This is a genomic window from Gottfriedia acidiceleris (assembly GCF_036421055.1).
Classification (GTDB): Bacteria; Bacillota; Bacilli; order Bacillales; family Bacillaceae_G; genus Gottfriedia; species Gottfriedia acidiceleris_C.
In genome coordinates this window covers 156,598-178,106 of the sequence record NZ_JAZGQS010000003.1, presented here as the reverse complement: position 1 = coordinate 178,106, position 21,509 = coordinate 156,598, and the positions used below count along the sequence as shown (strand labels likewise).

Below are 21,509 nucleotides of genomic sequence, written 5' to 3'. Positions count from 1 at the left end.
CTCCTGTTATACTACAATTATTTTTTTATTAGATTTCCTTACAAAATCTTCAATCTCCATATCACTTAAATGACACATTACGTCACAAACAAAACGTGAACGCTCAATAACAGTAGAGAGATTGATCAATTGATGTAAGACTTCCTTATCTAATTTCAACAAAGAATCCTCACTATTTAAGTTAAAAAGATAATCGTAGGTGAGCTGTATATTATGAGTAATCTTTTTATCTATTTCTCTATTAACTTTTCTTTCTAAGAAACATTTCTTAGTAATTTGATTTAATAAAAAAAGTTTTATTTCATTTTCTATTGGGAGACTCAATTTACTATACATTGGATGTGCATAGTTTATCTTAATCACTAATGTTTCTATAAAATCATGGATAATAGAATGAAGTGATTTCGATGTGAACATACGGTAATTTTGTAATATTTCCCCAAGTATATTATTTTTAATGTCTTCCATAATTTTTGGAATGAAATAAAGTAATTCAGATCTACTAATATCAGGGAAAGAAAGCATTGTCTCCGCTAGCATCGTGCTTTCTGTAAAATATCTGTTAAGTAATTGAGCAAATCTATTTTCTCCATAAAATAGAATTAAATCTTTTAGATCTGATAGGGCATAAGAAATCGTATCTGCTATGTCTACGATCGATTGCTCAATGACATTGTCTCGATATGTCAAAAATAAAGGTTCTAAATAGTCTGTCATATACCCGTAATAGCCTTTAATTAAACCGTTATATTCTTCTCGAATTAACGGGATTTTATTTTTGTATTTCATTATGGCAGTAAGGGTTCTGTATTTAAAATCATCCGAACTATTAACTAAAATTTTAACGCTTTGTGCATTTGATTCAAATCCGCCCATTTTTTTCATCATTTCATCTAGCACTCGTTCACCGGTATGTCCAAATGGTGGATGACCAATATCATGAGCTAGACTAATAGTCTTTACTAAATCTTTATTTATGGGTGTAATGTTATTCTTTTGAAAATAATTATTAAGATGTTGCACGATTAAGCCTGAAACATGGCATACATCAATAGTATGAGACAAACGATTATGGCAATGCTCTGAGTTGGGAATTAACTGTGTTTTTTTTGCTAATTTTTTTAAATGGGGGAATTCTAAAATTGCATTAAAGTCATGTAAGAACGCAATATTAGCCTCTTGCGTTTGCTTGTCAGATAGTCTTAGGTGATCAAAAGTATGATACATGGCCTTATACATATCAATAAACCCCTTCTATAAACATTAATTTAAGAAAACATTTAAGTGACGTAAAAAAACCAAGATAAAGTAGGACGTATTCTCCACTAAAGAGATAAGTCCTACTTTATCTTGGTTCGCAAAAAAGTTGATATTTTAAAGGGAATAAAGTACTTCAAATAGGTGAAGAATACCCACTTTTAAACAGTCTTAGATTAATAGAGTATTTAAAAGATCTATTCAAAGGAACATAGTTACCCTTTATTAAATTCAGCTTTTTTTACTAATAAAGTAAAAATTACCTCGTAGTCTAATTCTTAACGGGAATTAGGTAGAGACTCCCAGACCATATTTCTGGGGATATACGAGCTATAAAATAGTTATGGTAATTAGTGGTAAAATTGGAAAAAATAACCTGCAGGATTATCAATTAATATATTACATTTATTCAAATTAAATATCAACACTATCTCTATGAGAATATAGTATGAAGTTTTATAGGTTAATTTTAGTTATTAATAGTTAAATATACGGAATTAAACTGTGCTTTTTATCGATGATTCATTTTCGAAATTGACAGTAAAATATACTTAGAAGTTCCAATACGTAATAGATTATTAGGTTTTTCTCCTGAAAGAGTAGTCAAATAAGGTCCGATGCTAATCCAGAGTGATTAAAGTCTTTATCAGTTTGGCACAAGTTTAAATGAACAAATTTGAAATCAATCTAAAACGTTGTCTTGATTATGAGATAGCGTTTTTTTTTTTGCGCTTTTAAAGTAGATTGGAGATTTTCTTATTCAACTGCTAGGTCGGATTGTTGCTTAAAGAATCAATACAAACGATAGATATATTCCAACAAAAGATTAAAATATGTTATCGTTTATATATGATTTTTCTAGTGTAGAAAAATGAGAAAGGTGTGCAGAAATGTGAACAAAAGAATATTTTTGATTTTATTTACTGTGATTTTACTATTTGTATTTGTGGGTTGCGGAAAAATCACTGAACAGACTACATCAGAAAAAGGCCAATCGAAAGCGAGCACGGCTTCCAAGGCTGTTGAAACCAATAAGGGTACGTCTGCCGATGAAACAGTAAAACCAACTAGTGATCGTGAACCTAACAAAAGTGTTCCTGCATCTAGTACTTCAAAGTCAACAGGTACAACGAACGGATTTGATTACAGCAAATATACCCTAATTGTAGTAAACGGCGGGGACATGTCAGGAGATAGACAGCCGAATGTCAAAGTAGATGTCGGATATGGAGAACGCAAATATTGGGCGTATACAAATGAATACGGTCAGCTTATTCGTGTTGAGGCGAAAAAGATAACACTTCAAAATTCGAAAACTGATCATGTTTTGTCATCAGGAAGATATTACACTGATGAAGCGAATGTTCCTGGTACAGAGAGTCCGACCTTGGATAAAGGGCATGTGATTGCTGACTCACTTGGGGGAGTTTCAAACGCATATAACATTACACCTCAGAACAGCAATCTCAATAGGCACGGCGATCAAGCTTATATGGAAAAAGTGATTCGAGATGCAAGAGGTTGTACAGATTTCGTAGCAGTGATTCAATATCCAAATACGCAGACGCAAATTCCTAACCATTATAAATTCACATACAAAATTCAGGGCAGATCCATTACAGATGAATTTGACAATGTAAGCCCAGATGAAGTGAACAAAAATTTAAGGAAAACGACAGGTGCGAGCAGTACGCTACCGAAAACAAACAATGTATCTGTAAACAACACGAAAAATAGTAATGAGGATGTTAGTAAAGTGGATACCAATCATAACGGAAGTGTTACAATCGCTGAAGCTAAAGCAGCTGGCTTTAAAATGCCAATTACGCGGGATTCATGGCTCTATAAATACATGGATGATCGAGATGGTGATGGCTTAGTAGGCGAATAAATGGAGTCAATAATAATCGTGATAAATTCTATTATGCCATTGTATAAACAAATGATTCATCAAAGAATGTAAAAACATAGTCGCCTAAATAAAACTGTACCCCTTTAAGTATGCTTAGTTATTTCAGCTATTATTTTAAAGGGGTAAATAAAAATATATAAAGGGTGTCATGGATGTATTAATCATTTATTCCTAACAATGAAAGCTAACATTCGTGTTTAATCATTTTGCCTTGTTCAGTCAGTTTAACAAGAGCCGCATTATCGATCCCTTTTTTTACGACAGTCGCCATACCTTCACCAATAAGTATATTTAATATTTTTAGTTCGTCTTTGTTTAATTTTGTATATCGGTAATAACCATCACCAATTTTGTGGATTAATCTACCTTCTCTTGTCATTCCTAAAATAGTAGTCATATTTTTCCCTTCTTTCGAAAGTGGTTTGGATTAATGATTACACTACTATCGTATAGTTTTTGTGCAAATTTGTCTGTGTATAAATTGTGAAATATCTATCAATATTATTTTAGATTTAGTCTTGTAATAATTTGGAAGGATAAACATATTTTCATCTCGCCATACTATTTTTGTGTCTAATAAATGGAGGTGTATTGGAATGTCGTTTCAAAATCGTGGTATCGGACATCCTGAACATCAAGATGATCCAAATAAATTACATATCGTCGCAGTACGAAAAAATGGCGATGGTGATATTACAGATGTAAAATTTCAAAATGGTGAAATAGTCGGGATTGAGCAAGCCATTGCAATGGCAGAACTTGAACAAATTGAAGATGTGAACACGGGTCTAACTCGTGGAGATAATCCACATAAAACCCTTCGCTCTTACCCTGATGGTGATCCTACAAATAATTTAAGTAATTTACCTACTTTTTAATGTCTACGCTAAAAAGGTGCACAAATTCTGTGCACCTTTTTTATCTTGAGTAATTCAAGAGAAAATGGAAAACAAATTCTGTGCACCTCAGTGTGTAGACAAAGTACTAAAAACTTGATATTCAGGCTGATTGCAAGCGCTTGTCTTTCGAGGCACAAAGCCTGGTGAGGAGCGGAGTTACCCTAGACGGTAATGAGCACCGCAGACAGGCGAAGTAACGAAGAAAGCGAGCGCTTGTCAACAGCCTGAGGTGCACAAATTCTGTGCACCTTTTTTATCTTGAGTAATTCATGAGAAAATGGAAAATTTAATATTAGATAACAAAAAATACCAGTAAAGTAGGGAGCTAATTTGAAAAAAACTTTTTTATTTCTTTCACTAGTGACGTGTTTGTTAATGGGAAATTATTTAGTTGCTTCGAAAAATACTGTGAAAAGTGAAAGTAATTCTTCCCTTATCTATCAGAATGAGAAACCAGACAAAGTTTCGGAAGCTCTTAGAGCATTAAATATAAAAAAGGCAAAAGAAGGAAGAACGGCATCATTAGAACAAAAACGAATTGAAATTGAAAAACAAATAATTCCAACTCCCCCAAATATTAAAATTAAAGGAGATAATATTGAAGGAACAAAAGTAGAATGGTTAATTCCAGATGGATCCTCAGAAGATAAGATTGTTTTTTATGTACACGGCGGAGGGTGGACCAGGGGTGGTTTAGGATTTTCAAGGAATTTAGGAACAATCCTAGCTAGAGAGACAGGTTACAGGGTATTAACGATACAGTATAGACTTTCACCTGAAAATCCATTTCCAGCAGCTTTAACTGATGTTGAAAAAGTTTATAATTATTTAGGGGAAAATTATGGTCCTAATTCTAAAGTTATTATCGTTGGTGATAGTGCTGGTGGTAATTTAGCATTTGCTTTGTTAAATAAAATAAAATCTTCAAATCGAAACTATCCAACTGCTGTTGTAGGAATCTCTCCAGCGACTGACTTAACAAAAGAAAGTCAATTATACACTTCAGATTTTGATCGTATTCATGCAAGTTATCATGGAAATGATATCAATATTGTTGATACATACGTAGGGAATAATAATCGGAAAAATCCTTTAATCTCACCACTTTATGGTGATTTAAAAGGTTGACCTCCAATGCTGATTCATGCTGGCGCAAGGGAAGAGTTAATCGATGATATTTTAGCCTATGCTGCAAAAGCAAATGCTAATGGCGTAGAGGTGACATGTAAAGTTTGGAGAGGAATGTTTCATGATTTTCAGTTAATGGACAAAGCTTCGCGTATTAGTAAGCAAGCGAATACAGAAATTGCACAGTTTATTAAACGACACTTGGAGAATAGATAGTCAAAATACAAAAAAAGTAAGGTTTATTTTTTGGCCTTACTTTTTTTCTGTCGAGTTTGAATTTAAAAAATTTGAAATTTGATCAATATCTCTTTGCGTAAGAACAGGATCAATTGTAATAACTGGGTGAATGATTTCGCCTTCAAGCAAGAAATCAGAAATAATAAACTCAATGTTTAGTTCATTTATAATTGTTGATTCAAACTCACCTAATTTAGGTAGAATAAAATCAATTTTATGTCCAAAAGCAGTAACCAATTTCGTTTCAATATAACGATGAACTCCTGGACCATTACTTGTTAATAATAAAACCTTCTTCCTTGATGATGAGAAATTAATTTTAGAAGCTTGAACATTTAATGTAACTTTCGCAATTTTATCTCTAGTAATTTCTGGGTATGAAAATTTTTTTGTCCAGATTTGTAATGCTTTTGATACATTTTTATATAGGTCTGAATACTGATTTTTAACATAACGGTCCATTGAATAGGATGGTTCTTTTTTATCGATGGAGTATAAAATGAACGAGTATCTTTGGAATTGGTCATGTAATGTGTATAGAAACTCCTCGTCTTTATCTAACGATATACCTGTTTTTTCCTTTAATAGTTCAACTAAGTGATAGAGTTCCTTAAAATACTTTGTTTTTTGATTCTGATATAAATAAAGAAATTCGTTTTTTTCCATGTTGTCAAAACTATAATATGGAAGAGTTGATATTAATAATGAAAACGCAATCCGTTCATTCATAGAAATATACTGTTTATATCGATTTTCTAAATGACTACAAATTTCATTAGCAATTTTAAAATACTTTGATTCTAAAACCATGTTGTTCGATTGCTCAGTTAATCCAAGATGCATTTTTTTATCGATTCTATATAACATCGTTCCAAGTAAATAGATGTACTTATTGGCAGTAGAAGGAAATAGGAATAATTTAAACTTTTCGGTTGTGTCCACTACAATTTTTTTAATATCTTGAAATGAGAATGCTTCAAGTGGCCATTCTTGGTCATCCGAATAAGAGTATAAAACATCTAGAATATCACTACACAATAGCCGAATTTCAAATTCTCTTCCTACGATTTCGAGCGGGCCACGTTTTAAAGTTAGATGGTAGGCCCCCAATAATTCCTCAACTCGATCAAGTATTGAATAGACAGTAGGTTGCTGTGTAAAAAGCGCGTTTGCTAATTCTGCAATACTTTTAATTTGAGTAAATTGTATTAGCATGATAGCTTGAAATTTCAAGGAGTTTTTTACAAAAAGTGAACGAATTTGGTTAATTGATGAGGAAATCGGTTTATTAATATAAATTCCTTTCCCTTTTATTGTTTCAATTTGCCATCCTTTAGGTAGGTGTGTGTTAATTGCCTGTAAATCATTTCGGATTGTTTTTTCAGTACAAAGTAACTCATTTGCTAATTCTTCTGTTTTAAACCACTTATCTTCTTTACTTAAAATATCTATTATTTGTAATTTCCGCTTTGTTGATTTATCCATTCAAAATCTCCATATATTTTTGTCCAATTTATTACTATTATTGCTATTAATGTTCCGTCTTAATTCAGTGAAAGTTTTTTCTGAAAAATTACCTTTTAATGCGAATCTTAGAGTAAAATGTGAATTTTTATTGAAGACAGGATATTATTTTCACCTAAATCAAAGGTAAAAAACATCATGGGAATCACTTTAATACGGCGAAATAATGACATCGTTGAAACAAAAAAATTTTAAAGGAGTAAAGTGAAATGAAATTTACAAAAGTCGCGCTTGTTAGTGTAATCGGGATGTCATCATTAGTTGGAGCTGCTCACTCAACTTTTATGGAGTATTATCTGTAGGATACTCAAAATCATCCATAACGTTTGTTTCTGGAATGAGATTTCAAATAAAACAGAAGTTTATTCTGCTGAATCTAAAAAGCCATTTATTCAAGTGTCAAGATTTGAATAATAAAGCAGTTTAAATAAAAAATAATCATTATTGGTATTATATCGGAGGCGGATTATTACTTTTAGTAGGGATCATTGGCTTAATTTTTTTCTAAAAAGAAAGAAGGAAAAAGAACAATCGAATAATCAAGAATGATTTTTGAAAGAAGAAAGAATTGATCAGTTTTCTTAAAAGATTAAAATTAAAAATTAGAAATACTTTTGAACGTACAAATGAAAAAACAAACGTTCAGCTGATATCAATGACGGTACAGTTGATGCAAAAGATTTTGCTTATGTAGAAAAGAATTTCTTAAAACAAAATCCAGCTGTAGACAATGCTCCAAAACTGGTTAGCGTTATAAAGGTAAAGAACTTGCAGATAGTAAGAGTGAGTTAGGTATTCAATAAGCAGCTAGTAGAGTAAGAAATTTATAGAAAAGTGAATAAAGGTTGTCTCATTAGTCAGCGTACTTTTGAGGCAACTTTTTTATTGTTATTAAAAAGGGATGTCTCATAGTTAGCATTAATCCCGATGAGACATCTCCTTTATACATATTAGAATTCTAAAAAATAATTAAAAGGCGAAGCAAATAACAAAAACTATTTTTAATCGATTGTTGTCCAATCTTGCGACCATTTCATTAATTCCTTAATAACTGGTTCTAAAGCCAGTCCTTTTTCTGTTAAAGAATATTCGATTCGAACTGGAGTTTCTGGATAAACATCTCGTTTTACAATACCTGCTTGTTCTAAATCCTTTAGTCTTTCTGAAAGGACACGCCCACTAATTGGCAAGTTTGATTCGATTGTACAAAATCGTTGTGATCCAGAAAGAAGTTGAAAAATTATTAGAATTGCCCAGCGTTTACTAATTAATTCAACGCTTTTTTCAAACCGAGGGCATAATAAAGAAAAATCCATTTAAAACCACCTCACCTATAACATATTATAACTAAATTTTTATTAATAACAAGATTACGATACATAAATTTATTACTTGACGTAAGTTTATTACTAAATTAAACTTACTTACATAAAGTAACCAAATAATTTTTTTAGAAACATAATAAATGTCTATAAATAGGTGGCAAAACAACATGAATATGAATACAGATGTATGTATTGTAGGTGCAGGACCAGGTGGTGCACTATTAGCATATTTGCTTGCGAAAAATAATATTTCGACAGTTCTTGTGGAACGACATAATGGAATTGATAAAGAATTTAGAGGAGAACATCTAAATTCTGAAGGTGAACAAATATTAAAAAAGCATCATCTTTATGAAAAAGTTAAAGAAAATGGACTACTACTCATGGATCCTGTTGAATATTGGAATCATAATAAAATAATAAAAAATATTTTTCCACCACAAGGTTCAAAACACGTTGGTATTCATGTTCCACAAAATCATTTATTAAATGTTATTTTAAAAGAAGCAAATAAATATGAAAACTTCAAGCTTTTGATGGGAACACGTGTGTCTAAATTAATCGAAGATCCAAATGGTCGATATATTGGCGTTAAAGCAATAAATAATGGTACTGAGATAACAATTAATAGCTCAGTTATAATTGGAGCCGACGGCCGATTCTCAACGATTCGCAAATTAGCAAATATACAAACAGATATTATAAAACATGGATACGACCTACTTTGGGCTAAAGTACCGAGACCAGCAAGTTGGGATTCAACAATTAGATTAACATTGATAAATAAACATCAATTGGCTTTGTTTACTCAAGCAGGAGGGTTTATTCAAATAGGATGGAATATAGATGAAGGTTCTTTTCCGAACTTAAGAAGTAAATCTTTTAATCCTTTTGTAAATCAGCTAATCAAAGCATTTCCAGAACTGACTGAAACTGTTCAAGAAAATATAAAATCTTGGAACGATTTTGTTTTATTAAATGTTCAAAGTAGCCGTAGTAAAACGTGGGTAAAAGACGGCTTAATTATAATGGGGGATGCGGCTCATACGATGAGTCCTACTGCTGCGCTTGGTGTAAATATTGCATTGAAAGATGCAGATATTTTAACAGATATCATTCAAGATGCTATTCGAAACAAAGATACAAGTACAGTAGTGTTAAAGAAATTTGAATATACTAGACGAGAAGAAGTTGAAAGCTTACAAAAGGAACAACTAACCCAGGAAAGTACTTTTAAACAGCATTTTGATGTGACTAGATAAGAATAATTTTAAAATTTAAAATATGGACAAGTAAAAACTAGGAAATATATTATATCAATATGAAATCGTGTTAGAAAACAGGAGGAAGCCTCATGATCAACGAAAAAGTAGTTTCTTTATTAAAAGAGAAAATTAATGTCATAAAAAATAACGATAAATCAATTTATTTAGTTGGACCAATTAAACTACCAGTAAATTTAGATGGGGAAACAGTCATTTTTCAATGGTATTGTTGGCTACGATGTGAGGATATCGAAGGGGATTTTTGTAACGATGGGTCATATAACACAGAAAAAATTATTAGTAAATTAGCCTCTTCAAATTTAGCAGAAATGCAACAATCAAGCGTATTAGTTTATGGTGACTTTGAAAATTCAGAGGATGCACTAATTCGAATGCATAGTATTTGTCATACGGGTGATATTTTTGGAAGTAAACGTTGTGATTGTGGATTCCAATTAAAAGAAGCAATGAAAATGATTTCTTCAAATGAATCAGGTGCATTATTTTATTTAGCAAATCATGAAGGAAGAGGAATCGGTTTATTTAGTAAAGCGATGGCATATGTTCTCCAAGAGCAAGGATTTGATACGGTTGAGGCAAATGAAGAGCTTGGTTTTGTAGATGATGCACGAAACTACGAAGACGCTATTCGAGTATTAAAAACGCTTCGCTCAAAACCGGTTACTTTAATTACAAACAACCCAAGAAAATTGGATGCTCTTCAAAAATCTGGTGCTAATGTATCTGGGAGAATTCAATTATGGGGAGACAAATCAAAGTATAACGAAAAGTATTTAGAGACTAAAATTGTTCGTTCTGGTCATTTTAAAGGAGGACGTACTAGTGAGTAATCATGAATTTTATATGAATTTAGCTATTCAAAATGCCATGGCTACAAAAGGTCAAACCGACCCCAACCCATTAGTAGGATCTGTAATTGTAAATGATAATCGGATAGTTGGAATTGGTGCTCACCTAAAAGCTGGTGAACCTCATGCTGAAATTAATGCGCTAAGAATGGCAGGAGATAAAGCTGAAGGTGGCACAATTTATGTAACGCTTGAGCCATGCTCTCATCATGGACGAACTGGTCCATGTGCAGAGGCGATTGTACATGCAGGTTTGAAAAAAGTAGTCATCGCAACACTTGACCCCAATCCTTTAGTGGCAGGAAGAGGAGTAAAAATTCTTCAAGATGCAGGAATTGAAGTAATCATCGGAGTTTGCGAAGAGCAGTCGATCAAAATGAATGAAGTATTTAACAAATATATTGTTAAAAACATTCCTTTTGTCGTAATGAAATCTGCATCTACATTAGATGGAAAGATTGCAACCCATTCTTCTGATAGTAAATGGATCACTTCAGCGGAAGCTCGAAATGATGTTCATCAATTAAGAAATGAAATTGGTGCGATATTAGTTGGTGTTAATACAGTATTAAAAGATAATCCAGAATTAACAACTAGAATTCCAAACGGACGTAATCCAGTACGAGTGATTCTAGATTCTACTTTAAAAATACCTTTAGAATCAAAAGTAGTAACCGATGGGCAAGCTGAAACATGGATATTCACAAGTCAAAACCACTCTGAACAAAAAAGAAGTGAATTAGAAAACTTAGGTGTAAAAGTATTTGTTACGAGTAATTCAAATAGAGTTGATTTAAACGAAATGCTAAAAATTCTAGGTGAACATTCAATTTCTTCTTTATTAGTAGAAGGTGGTGGAGAAGTAAATGCTTCCTTTATCAATCAGAATTTAGTTGATAAAGTGATTGTCTATTTAGCTCCTAAATTAATAGGTGGAAAAAATGCACCTACATTTTTAGAAGGTACTGGGCTTGATAAAATGGGACAAGCGATTGAACTCGAAAATATTGAATTAACGAAAATTGGTCCTGATTATAAATTCATAGGCTATCCTAAATATATTACTTCATGAGGAAGGACTTTTAAAATGAAATTCGGATTCGATATAGACGATACTTTAATTGATTTAAGACAGCATGCTTTTCACATTTATAATAAAAAGCTAAATAAAAATATTCCTATAGAAGCTTACAATGAATTAAAAACAGTTGAAATTCATGAACCTTTTGGCTTAACGGCAGAAGAAGGAAGCAAAATGTGGAAGAGTAACTTAGAAGAAACATACTTTACTACATGTCCTCCATTTCCATATGCTGTTGAAACATTACAAGAATTAGAAAAGCAAGGACACGAAATTTACTATGTGACAGCAAGAAATAAAGAATATGGTGAACGAACAAAAGAATGGTTATTAAAAAATGGATTTCCTGTTCATCCAGATCGCTTTTATTGCGGAATGAAAGATTCTGAAAAAATTCATATTATAAAAGAATTAGATTTAGATTACTACTTTGATGATAAACCAGAAATATTGAACACACTATCAGAATTACCTTTAAAAGCATATGTGAAAGACACTTCATATAATCGAGAGTTGGACATCCCGCGTATTACGTGTTGGTCTGAACTAAAAGAGATTATTGAGAGTAATTAATAAAAAATATCTGTAAGGAAGTGCACCCCAAATTTAGAAACAGTCTAACATTGGAGGTGCATTTTTTATACCTAAATATACAATTGATGAAAAAAATAGTTACTCTTGAACTCGCTATGAGTAAGGAAAAATCAACTATATTTTAATATCGTCAAGCTAAAAAAACACCCATGATAGGTGTTTTTTCAAGTAAGATGTTGAAAAATTATTTAAATCGTTTAAATCCTAAAAAATGTTGGTTCCAATATGAATTGTTTATTTTAGAAATCGTTACTCCTGAACTACTACTTGCATGGATAAACTCATTATTATTAATCACTATACCCATATGGGATGGTCCATAAGTATAAGTGTTTTGGAAAAAGATTAAATCACCAGGTTGAAAGTCAGCTACGGTTTTTAAATTTGAATTATTATACCAATAACCTGCAACATTTGTTCTAGGAAGTGACAGGCCAGATTCTTTGAATACATAAGAAATATACCCACTACAATCAAAACCTGAAGGAGTTTCTCCACCCCAAATATAAGGTACACCTGAATATTTTTTTGATATGTTGATTAAAGTTTGTACATCAAATGACTGAATATTATTTGAATCTACCTGATTTGAATCAACCTTGTTTGAGTCTGTCATATTTGTATCTGTCTGATTCGAAACTTTTTCTTTTCCAACATAAGATGCACTAATATACCCAGTTGTCCCTTTATATTTTACTTTATACCAACCATTAGATAGTGAGATTACATCTAATCTTTGATTTTTATTAACACTACCTAAAATCTGATAAGAAGTTCCAGCCCCAGATCTGATGCGGACACCATTACCAGTAGAAATGTAGTTACCCGTACTAACCGTTTGATTATGATTAGTATTATTATTACTCGACTCGGTAACTTTTCCAACATAGGATGAACTAATATATCCAGTTACTCCATTATATTTTATTTTATACCAACCATTTGAAACTGAGATTACATCTAGTCTTTGATTTTTATTAACACTGCCTAAAATCTGATAAGAAGTTCCAGCGCCCGATCTTATACGGACACCATTACCAGTAGAAAAGTAATTACCCGAACTGACCACTTGATTAGAAATACTATTATTCGATTCGGTAACTTTTTCAACATAAGATGCACTAATGTATCCTGTTGATCCATTAAATTTTATCTTATACCAACCATTAGACAATGAAATAACATCTAGTTTTTGGTTTTTATTAACACTACCTAAAATCTGATAAGAGGTACCAGCTCCAGTTCTTACGTGGACACCATTACCAATTGATTTATATGTACTTATTATATTATTTGAATATAGTTTACTAGATTGCAGAGTTTTCTTGGAATCAATAGAGGCTGCAGCCGCAGTAGTATTATATGGAATTTGAATTGTTAATGTTGATGCAAGTCCAACTAATGCCATTGAGTTTAATGTTAATGCTCGCTTTTTATTTCTTACTCCTTTCAAATTTAACTTAATTAAGGTACTTGCTGATTTTGATTTCATTACTAACCTTCCCTCTAACCAATAACTGAAATAACAAAGAAAAATCCCTTACCTCATTTAATAGTAAGGGCAAATCTAAGATTACATGAACTTGGTAATTAAATTATTTAAAATGTGTGATCACATTTAGTTTAAATTTTAACATAAGTTCATAGATATCTTCACTTATTTAGTGTCATATTTTTCCGGAAAAGTAAATTTAAATCAAAATTTACTAAAAAAAAACAAAGAAAAAAATGAAACTCTTATCATTCAACAAAATGAAAAAGCTAAAATAGTTTTAATAAATACTGATAAGAGTATTACTATATGAAAGTTTTGTTAAGTAAACTAATAATATAGGATTATACAAGTTGTCAGGAAATACAAGTGTAAAAAAGTCTATTAAAATCTGAATCTACCCTTTAATTGGAGGTGTAAGTCAAAAGTGACAAAGCTTGAATTTGAAATTAAAAACATACAAATTGCAAAACATACCGATTATAAAGGCTATAAAATTAGATTTTCGATTAATCAACAGCAGTATGTACTTTTAGTCGGTAAAACAAATCTATTATTTCCTTTGTCTCTAATTCATACTTTTAATGAAAAAGGAACATGTCAGCTATGCAATAAACTAGTTTTTCCATCGAATTTTAGTCAACAAGTTTGTCCAACTTTATTTAATAGAAGAAAAGAATTATTAGCTTATTTCCAAGAACATTATTCTGAACAATTTTAATCAGATATCAAATGGCTTTTGACAATCGTCGACCAAAGTAAAATAATAAATTAATAAAGAAATCGTGATAAAAAACTACTTTTTGGGTAGTTTTTATTTTTTTATGAAAATATTTAACGATAATGAGACATAAAAATAGCATTTCGTCATATATTTTGTTGAAAACGGAGGTGTTATTACACATGGTGATTCAAGACTTAGATATTCAAAACGTGGTCATTAGTAAGCTTGGGGGGTACGAAGGTTATAAAATAAGCTTTTCCGTTAATCATCAAAGCTACATATTATTAGCAGGAAAACAAAAAACGATTTTCCCTTTGTCTATTAAACATGCATTTATTGAAAAGGAAAAGTGTCAGTTTTGCAATAAACTTGTATTTAAATCTGCGATCAGCCAGCAAATTTGTTTGAATCTCCTTCTTAAAAAAAGCGATTTATTATCGTATTTTCAGCAAAATTATCCTGAACCATTTGAGGAAATTTAGGTATATTATTTAGCGCAAACTGTTTTGGAAAAACCACTAAAGAGGTGGTTTTTTGTTTATTAAATGAGTACATATAATTGTTTAATCCTCCATTAATTCTAAATAGTTGTTTAAAAATAGTAATGAGCTAGTTAAAAAAACACTATAGAAAAACGATTATAATTATTGTACTATTCTTGTAATTCTATTTTTATTGGGGGATATTTGCATGTCTAATTCTTTATTAACGACAAATACTATTTCTTTACAATTCTATAATGATAAATATGATGACCAATTAAAAAACTATTTTCTGGCTGATGAGCATTTAAAATTTACTGGTCTACCTATTGATAATATAGAAAAATGTGTATTAGAGGCTGATCGTCATGCGATTTTAATTATGAGTAACAATGATGTTGCAGGATTTTTTGTTTTGCATGGTTGGGATGGAGTTAGACAATATAGTGATAATAAAAATGCAATTCTATTAAGGGCTTATTCTGTTGATACAAATTTTCAAGGAAAAGGGATTGCAAAACAATCTTTAAATTTATTGCCTTCTTTTGTAAAAGCGAATTTCCCTGAACGAGATGAAATTATTTTGGGTGTGAATCATAAAAATACTGCTGCACAGCATGTTTATTTAAAAAGCGGTTTTATTGATAAGGGAAATAGAGTAATGGGGAGAAAAGGTGAGCTCTATATTATGCATATGGATCTAGTATAAGTTTAGAAAGAAGGAAAATATGATGTATGGAGTTGTAGCTTTATTTGATGAAAAAACCGAAAAAATTATTAAAGATATTTGGACAGAGTTAAGTGAAAAATCGATTTCTTTCTATGCTGATGAAGTAGTAGATCGTAAACCGCATATTACTTTAGCAAGTTATCATAATTTAGATTTAATGAAATTCATTGAACAATTAGATGAATTTTATGAGAGTAAATCAGAAATAGATATTACGTTTAATTCAATTGGGTCGTTTTTTAATACTGGCATATTGTATTTTTCACCCAATGTTACTAAAAATTTGATTGAGTTTCACGAGGAATTTCATACTCGGTTTAAACCATTTAATGATAATCCAAAGTCCATGTATTTGCCTGGGGAGTGGATACCGCATTGTACTTTAGGTAATAGATTGTCACTGGATAAACTAGCAGAAGCTTATAATTATTGTTTGTATCGAAATGACACGATTGTAGGCAAAATACAAGAGATTGGTATTATTGAGATGGTTAGTAAAAATAATGCACCTATTATTTATTCGAAGTCTTTAAAATCTCTAGGCTAAAAAAACATGTTATGAACGGCTTCTAATTAAAAAAGTTCAAGTATTGTTCTTGAACTTTTTATGTTTATTTTGCTGTTAAAAATATCCTTGTATCTTCTTAATTAACTGTATCAATTGCTTTTAGTTCATAAAGTAAATATGTATTATTATTTCTCCATTCTACTTTCTGAATAACAGCTATTCCAAAAGGTTTTTCATCATTCTTTCGGGAGACATTGATTGGTGTGTCAATAGGGTATAAATGGTATCCGTTTTGTTCTAACGAGAATAGGTTATTTTCATGTCTTACAGCGTGCTCGTTCGTTACAATTAACCAATTAAATTCAAATGGCATACTCATATTTTGAAAACTCCTTAAATTGAATAGATATAATATTTAATATAGAAAAGATTAAATGCTTAAAAATATCTTAATATATTTTTGTTCTGAACACAAAATGGAGATTGTATGAGATTCTATAAGATAGTAGGGACTCTCAATGAATAAGCAGAATAATAATCAAGTTCGTTTAAGCGGTGGGTTTCAAAATGATGTATTTTATGATGAACAAGATAATAGAGTGGTTAGGCAGTCTAAATTAGGAAGAACGAAAGAAATGGTTTTACAAGAAGTTGAATTTATAAATTTATTACATAAGCAAGGAGTAAATGTTGCAAGAGCAGATCGTAATTTAAGAGAAGAAGACGGAAGAGTCATAACTTATTTTGAGTATATTGATGGCGAACAAATTGATGTTACTAATCCTAACCATTGGAATAAACATCTGTTTGAACAATGGGGTAAAAAATTGGGGAAGATGCATTCTTTAGCTAAACGTTATAAATTAAGTGTAGTTCATCGTCCAGTCTGGTCACTTGATAGCTATGACGTTTTTGGGATTAGAAATCAGTTAGTTCCTAATATAAAAGAGATTTTTGATAAGCATATGGAAAAGCTCAAAGAATTTCGAATCACATCTGATACATTTGGAATTATTCATAATGATTTCCATCAAGGGAATTTAATATTAGTCGGTAATACTCTCTTTACGATTGATTTTGATGATTGTGCATTTAATTGGTTCGCACAAGATTTTGCTACAGCTTTTTATCATGCGTATTGGCAACAGAACTCTTTTAACCAAATGAATGAACAGTTTATTGAGACATTTATGGTGAACTTCTTTAAGGGATATAAACTAGAAAACTTCCTTCATAACGACATAGTAAAACAAATCCCGATCTTTCTTAAATTGAGAGAAATATTTTTGTATCACTTATTTGTTCAAAAATGGGATTTGAATCGATTAGAAGAGTGGCAAAAATATACACTTATCGATTTAGAAAATAAGATTAATAATGATGTACCATATGCAAATTGTACAGATTTTTCGATATATATAAAATGGGAAGAACAAAGGATAGCTCTAGTTATTATAGACTAGCTATCCTTTTAATTTTTTTTAAACTTTTACAAATACTCAAAACGTGTGGTCATTGATTAGGTCATTCGACTATATAATAGAATAAAATAATTTTTTGTAGTTGTTTTTTTGGGAGGGGCTGATGTTTATGCGAAGAAATAAAAATGCGGCTCTTATTGTAATTTTATGGCTATCCATGGTGCTTTTTATAGTTGTAAATGCAATACGTCATATTCGAGTATATATGGTTTATAGTTCAGGCTTAATGCCTTTTATTGTTTGTGGAATGTTTATCTTTGCGATTATTATCCTTTATGTAAGAGGGGCGAAACAGCGGAGGTAAAAATATTAACTAAAAGTTCTCCTATAATGAGTGGGCTTCAATAAGTAACTGGTAATTAGTGGATTTGAAAGGCCTATGAGGACAAAGACTCGTGATTCTAACCAAGTGAAAGTAAGCTTAAATATCGATGTGAGATTCTAGACGAGTCTGTTTTGATAAGGGTAGAAAAAACATAAAATATGGGGGTTCCATCGGTCACAGATGCTGACATATGGAAGCCTTTTTTTATTTGAACAGTTTTAAGATTTGAACGTTGTTAATGTATGATGTGGTGGGGGCTATCTTAGCATAAACGCTCACTTCTATAGATATTTAGTGGGTTCTTTCAATTTTTTTCAATTGATTTAGTATGAATTAGAGCGATGACTTTAAGTTTTAAGTTTTAAGTTTTAACACCCATAGCGGTAGGAGTATTGTAAAATAGGAATCATATAATATTAGTATCTTTCTAACTGGTAAACTAGTAAAACTGTTCATTTACTAACTAAACCGAATAAAAATCTGCTAATCATCTATGAGAATGATTAATTAGTTCAACTACAAATGATAAGTACCCCAGAGATACCTCCTCAAAGTCATGGCAACTGAATTCCGAACTAATGCTACATTCTACTTACCATTAAAAAGGGGGCACCCAAGAGTCAGTTAACCTAACTGATGAGATAGCCCCGTATATTATTGTTTTACTTTAAAATTATTTTACTAGTCCGCCTCTTAAATTAGTTACACCAAATTCTAAATAACATTTTAAACAGCTTAGCATAAATACCCAGCCTTCTTTATTATCGATTAAATGATGAACATATTGTGGGTCGCTTTCATTAAAGCCTTCTTCCACCACTTCAATAATTGTGTTATTTTGATCTTGTTCATTTAATGTAATTGTTACGATATTTCCTTCTACTGTAGGTCCCCAAGCAAACACAATCTTCTTATTTTCCTCAATCTCTATGATATTAATTTTACCTTCTGCATTGTAAAGGTCGTATTTTAAAGTAATGACTTTTCCTTCTTCCCATCGTTCAGAGCTAGAAGAAAACCAAAAGTTACCTATTTTAGATGGATCAACAAATGCCTCGAATATGTCTTTTGCTGGTTTGAAAATATTAAATTTAGTTACATTATTCATTTAAGTATCAGCCCTCTTTTAATTAATTTAATATGTATCATCTTTGTCCTTACAAACTTATTTTAAACTTTTATCTTTTAATTGTGAATATTTAGTCTTAATATTCAGATAATGATATAAGCAAAGTTTAAAACTTTATCAATAAATTAACTCTTTGTCCGTATTTTTGATAATAACATAAAAAGGATAGGCGTCTGCCTATCCCAATTCATAATTTTAATATTGATCTGATTCATGGCCCATATTTTTGGCTTTGTCAGTCGCGACATCAGCTGCTTCTGTACTAGTGTGTTCAGTTCGATTACTCTTCACTTTTTCTAAACCTTCGCGCACTCTGCGTCCGTATTCTTCATCTGCTTTTGTAAAATAACCTACCATCGTTTCTTGAATATGTGGCTTACATACTTTGAGTGCATCTACTAAATTGGAAATTAATTCATTTTTTTCAGTTTCATCGAAAGCACGGTAAGTAGTACCAGCTTGAATAAAGTCGTTCGGTCGGTCAATTTTTTGTCGTACTAACTTATTATTGTAAGCAGGCTCATGATCTTTTCCATTCTTTGGTGCCTCTTTTAATCCACCTAGTGATGAAGGTTCATAGTTTACATGTGGGTTTTGACCTGGAGCTACATCAACTTTATATTCCATTTGTCCATCCCGTTGATTTGTTGCTACATGATTTTTTGGTGAATTAACTGGTAGTTGTAAGTAATTTGTTCCAACTCGATATCGTTGTGTATCTGAGTACGAAAAAGTGCGACCTTGAAGTAATTTATCATCTGAAAAATCCAGTCCGTCAACTAGAACACCTGTCCCAAATGCAATTTGTTCAACTTCTGCAAAATAGTTTTCTGGATTTTTATTTAGTACCATTTTTCCAACTGGTAAAAATGGAAACTTTTTTGGATCCCATAGCTTTGTAGGATCTAGTGGATCAAAATCAAGCTCGGGATGCTCATCATCACTCATAATTTGTACACATAATTCCCATTCTGGATAATCGCCTTTCTCTATAGCCTCGTACAGGTCTTGAGTTGCATGATTATAATTTGTAGATTGGATCTCATCTGCTTCACGTTGTAATAAATTTTTTATTCCTTGTTTTAGCGGTTCCCAGTGGTATTTAATAAGTACTGCCTGGCCATCTTTGTTTACCCACTTATATGTATTAACACCGGATCCTTGCATTTGTCGATAGTTAGCTGGAATTCCCCATGGGGAAAAGAGAAATGTAACCATATGAGTGGATTCAGGTGTTAGATGAAGAAAGTCAAACATTCTTTCAGGATCAGGAAGATTTGTTACTGGATCTGGTTTAAATGAGTGAACCATGTCTGGAAATTTTAAAGGATCACGAATAAAAAAGATTTTTAGATTATTACCGACTAAATCCCAATTTCCATCTTCAGTATAAAACTTTGTAGCGAAACCGCGTGGATCACGTAAAGTTTCAGGAGAATGTCCACCACCTACAACTGTGGAAAATCGAACATATACGGGTGTTTTTTTTCCTTTCTCTTGAAATAATTTTGCTCTAGTATATTTAGAAATTGCGTAATCGCCTACTTTTCCATAGGCTTCGAAATATCCTTGTGCACCGGCTCCACGTGCATGCACAACGCGTTCTGGAATTCGTTCACGATCAAAATGTGAGATTTTTTCAAGAAAGTCATAGTTTTCTAAAGTTGTTGGTCCCCGATTACCAACAGTTCTTATGTTTTGATTATCTGTTACTGGATGGCCTTGCCGATTCGTCAATATTTCTTCATTGTTCGCTTGATTATCCATAGTTTGCCTCCATTCATACAAATATAAATTTTAGAATATCCATAAATTTGGAAGCATATGCGAATTTTTCCTGTTAGTGTTTCGTATTATTACAATTGAAAATTTACAATTTGGATACATCTCATGACTAATATTGAAACATTGATTCAATATTATTGAGATGTAAAGTGAGAGGAGGAATTGAAAATGAAGAAAAAATTATTAAAAACTTTTGTATCTACTATGGCCTTGTCTGGCGCAATATTATTTTCAAATGGTGTAACGGCCGTGCCAACACATGTTAGTGCAGCGGTTTTAAATGCTCCGATTAGTGTATATGAGGTAACTGCAAGTGTATTAAACGTACGAAGTGCTCCAAATACAAGTTCAAAAGTTGTAGACACTTTAAGAAAGAAAGACCAAATTGAGATTGTAAAATTCTATAATGCTAGCTGGGCACAAATTAAAACAACAACTACTAAAAATGGTATAGCATATGTAAGTACTAAATACTTACAAAAAGTACCAACTACTGTTACAACAAAAGCTAATTTAAATTTACGTACTGGTCCAAGTACAAAATATAAAGTTTTAACTGTGATACCAAAAGGTGCAAAAATCAGTTACCTTGGCTATCAAACAAAAGGGAAAACTCAAATTGATTATAATTGGGCAATCGTTTCTTACGATGGTAAAAAAGGATTTGTGAGTACTACTTATTTAAATATGAAGTAATCACAATTGGCTAGACCTGATAAAAAACAAAAATGACGAAATCGTAACAAGAAATCCAGTAAATAA

The 21,509-nt window shown here is 31.5% G+C and carries 20 protein-coding genes, 2 pseudogenes and 1 riboswitch; of the genes and pseudogenes, 14 read left to right on the top strand and 8 right to left on the bottom strand.

Annotated features, from left to right (window positions below; all coding sequences use genetic code 11):
- Positions 1-6: 6 nt before the first annotated feature.
- Positions 7-1,239: an HD domain-containing protein gene (locus RAH41_RS05775; RefSeq protein WP_331221209.1), complete on the bottom strand. Its 1,233-nt coding sequence runs from the start codon at positions 1,237-1,239 to the stop codon at positions 7-9.
- A gap of 265 nt (positions 1,240-1,504) precedes the next feature.
- Positions 1,505-1,606: riboswitch (purine riboswitch) on the bottom strand.
- Positions 1,607-2,149: 543 nt separating this feature from the next.
- On the opposite strand from RAH41_RS05775, the gene RAH41_RS05770 reads away from it, so the two are divergent.
- Positions 2,150-3,148 (top strand): DNA/RNA non-specific endonuclease, encoded by a 999-nt coding sequence (locus RAH41_RS05770; protein ID WP_331221208.1) that lies wholly within the window; start codon positions 2,150-2,152, stop codon positions 3,146-3,148.
- Between the two features lie 205 nt (positions 3,149-3,353).
- Here RAH41_RS05770 and RAH41_RS05765 read toward each other — a convergent pair whose 3' ends face one another.
- Positions 3,354-3,566, bottom strand: a complete 213-nt coding sequence (locus RAH41_RS05765; RefSeq protein ID WP_331221207.1) for a hypothetical protein — start codon at positions 3,564-3,566, stop codon at positions 3,354-3,356.
- 199 nt (positions 3,567-3,765) lie between these two features.
- On the opposite strand from RAH41_RS05765, the gene RAH41_RS05760 reads away from it, so the two are divergent.
- Both RAH41_RS05760 and RAH41_RS05755 read left to right on the top strand, forming a co-directional pair.
- The gene (locus RAH41_RS05760; RefSeq protein WP_069032911.1) at positions 3,766-4,047 is read left to right on the top strand and encodes a DUF3892 domain-containing protein; all 282 of its coding nucleotides are present in this window, start codon (positions 3,766-3,768) and stop codon (positions 4,045-4,047) included.
- A gap of 396 nt (positions 4,048-4,443) precedes the next feature.
- A pseudogene (locus RAH41_RS05755) lies at positions 4,444-5,412 on the top strand (alpha/beta hydrolase).
- A 36-nt stretch (positions 5,413-5,448) separates the two neighbouring features.
- On the opposite strand, the gene RAH41_RS05750 reads toward RAH41_RS05755, so the two are convergent.
- Entirely contained in the window at positions 5,449-6,918 is a 1,470-nt protein-coding gene (locus RAH41_RS05750) for a BglG family transcription antiterminator (RefSeq protein ID WP_331221206.1), read from the bottom strand.
- A 1,040-nt stretch (positions 6,919-7,958) separates the two neighbouring features.
- Complete coding sequence (locus tag RAH41_RS05745; protein ID WP_331221205.1) at positions 7,959-8,273, bottom strand: winged helix-turn-helix transcriptional regulator; 315 nt, start codon at positions 8,271-8,273, stop codon at positions 7,959-7,961.
- 176 nt (positions 8,274-8,449) lie between these two features.
- Between RAH41_RS05745 and RAH41_RS05740 the strand changes: the two genes are divergently transcribed.
- The 4 genes from RAH41_RS05740 (at position 8,450) to RAH41_RS05725 (ending at position 12,070) form a co-directional block, all read left to right on the top strand.
- A complete protein-coding gene (locus tag RAH41_RS05740; protein ID WP_331221204.1) occupies positions 8,450-9,544 on the top strand; it encodes an FAD-dependent monooxygenase in 1,095 nt (364 codons plus the stop codon).
- Positions 9,545-9,636: 92 nt separating this feature from the next.
- Complete coding sequence (locus RAH41_RS05735; protein WP_331221203.1) at positions 9,637-10,398, top strand: GTP cyclohydrolase II; 762 nt, start codon at positions 9,637-9,639, stop codon at positions 10,396-10,398.
- A complete protein-coding gene (ribD, locus tag RAH41_RS05730) occupies positions 10,391-11,488 on the top strand; it encodes a bifunctional diaminohydroxyphosphoribosylaminopyrimidine deaminase/5-amino-6-(5-phosphoribosylamino)uracil reductase RibD (protein WP_331221202.1) in 1,098 nt (365 codons plus the stop codon). The genes RAH41_RS05735 and ribD overlap by 8 nt, the downstream gene beginning before the upstream one ends.
- 15 nt (positions 11,489-11,503) lie before the next feature.
- The gene (locus RAH41_RS05725) at positions 11,504-12,070 is read left to right on the top strand and encodes a 5' nucleotidase, NT5C type (RefSeq protein WP_331221201.1); all 567 of its coding nucleotides are present in this window, start codon (positions 11,504-11,506) and stop codon (positions 12,068-12,070) included.
- Positions 12,071-12,275: 205 nt separating this feature from the next.
- Here RAH41_RS05725 and RAH41_RS05720 read toward each other — a convergent pair whose 3' ends face one another.
- Entirely contained in the window at positions 12,276-13,583 is a 1,308-nt protein-coding gene (locus RAH41_RS05720) for a C40 family peptidase (RefSeq protein ID WP_331221200.1), read from the bottom strand.
- A gap of 427 nt (positions 13,584-14,010) precedes the next feature.
- Between RAH41_RS05720 and RAH41_RS05715 the strand changes: the two genes are divergently transcribed.
- The 4 genes from RAH41_RS05715 to RAH41_RS05700 all read left to right on the top strand — a co-directional run bounded on the left by RAH41_RS05715 (position 14,011) and on the right by RAH41_RS05700 (position 16,066).
- Complete coding sequence (locus RAH41_RS05715) at positions 14,011-14,304, top strand: hypothetical protein (protein WP_331221199.1); 294 nt, start codon at positions 14,011-14,013, stop codon at positions 14,302-14,304.
- 182 nt (positions 14,305-14,486) lie between these two features.
- A complete protein-coding gene (locus RAH41_RS05710; protein ID WP_331221198.1) occupies positions 14,487-14,789 on the top strand; it encodes a hypothetical protein in 303 nt (100 codons plus the stop codon).
- A gap of 208 nt (positions 14,790-14,997) precedes the next feature.
- The gene (locus RAH41_RS05705) at positions 14,998-15,498 is read left to right on the top strand and encodes a GNAT family N-acetyltransferase (RefSeq protein ID WP_331221197.1); all 501 of its coding nucleotides are present in this window, start codon (positions 14,998-15,000) and stop codon (positions 15,496-15,498) included.
- Positions 15,499-15,517: 19 nt separating this feature from the next.
- Positions 15,518-16,066 carry a 2'-5' RNA ligase family protein gene (locus RAH41_RS05700; RefSeq protein ID WP_331221196.1) on the top strand — a complete coding sequence of 183 codons (549 nt, stop codon included), beginning with the start codon at positions 15,518-15,520 and terminating at the stop codon, positions 16,064-16,066.
- Between the two features lie 97 nt (positions 16,067-16,163).
- Here RAH41_RS05700 and RAH41_RS05695 read toward each other — a convergent pair whose 3' ends face one another.
- The gene (locus tag RAH41_RS05695; protein WP_114344532.1) at positions 16,164-16,406 is read right to left on the bottom strand and encodes a DUF2584 family protein; all 243 of its coding nucleotides are present in this window, start codon (positions 16,404-16,406) and stop codon (positions 16,164-16,166) included.
- Between the two features lie 139 nt (positions 16,407-16,545).
- Between RAH41_RS05695 and RAH41_RS05690 the strand changes: the two genes are divergently transcribed.
- On the top strand, positions 16,546-17,490 hold the full coding sequence (locus RAH41_RS05690; RefSeq protein ID WP_331221195.1) for a phosphotransferase enzyme family protein: 945 nt from the start codon (positions 16,546-16,548) through the stop codon (positions 17,488-17,490).
- A 127-nt stretch (positions 17,491-17,617) separates the two neighbouring features.
- Entirely contained in the window at positions 17,618-17,812 is a 195-nt protein-coding gene (locus RAH41_RS05685; protein ID WP_331221194.1) for a hypothetical protein, read from the top strand.
- Between the two features lie 694 nt (positions 17,813-18,506).
- Here RAH41_RS05685 and RAH41_RS05680 read toward each other — a convergent pair.
- Together RAH41_RS05680 and RAH41_RS05675 are read right to left on the bottom strand one after the other, a co-directional pair.
- Positions 18,507-18,941, bottom strand: coding sequence for an SRPBCC family protein (locus RAH41_RS05680; protein ID WP_331221193.1), 435 nt, complete (start codon positions 18,939-18,941; stop codon positions 18,507-18,509).
- Between the two features lie 216 nt (positions 18,942-19,157).
- A pseudogene (locus tag RAH41_RS05675) lies at positions 19,158-20,711 on the bottom strand (catalase); the annotation flags it as partial.
- Positions 20,712-20,915: 204 nt separating this feature from the next.
- Between RAH41_RS05675 and RAH41_RS05670 the strand changes: the two are divergent.
- Positions 20,916-21,443 (top strand): SH3 domain-containing protein, encoded by a 528-nt coding sequence (locus tag RAH41_RS05670; RefSeq protein WP_331221191.1) that lies wholly within the window; start codon positions 20,916-20,918, stop codon positions 21,441-21,443.
- The last annotated feature ends 66 nt before the right edge of the window (positions 21,444-21,509 follow it).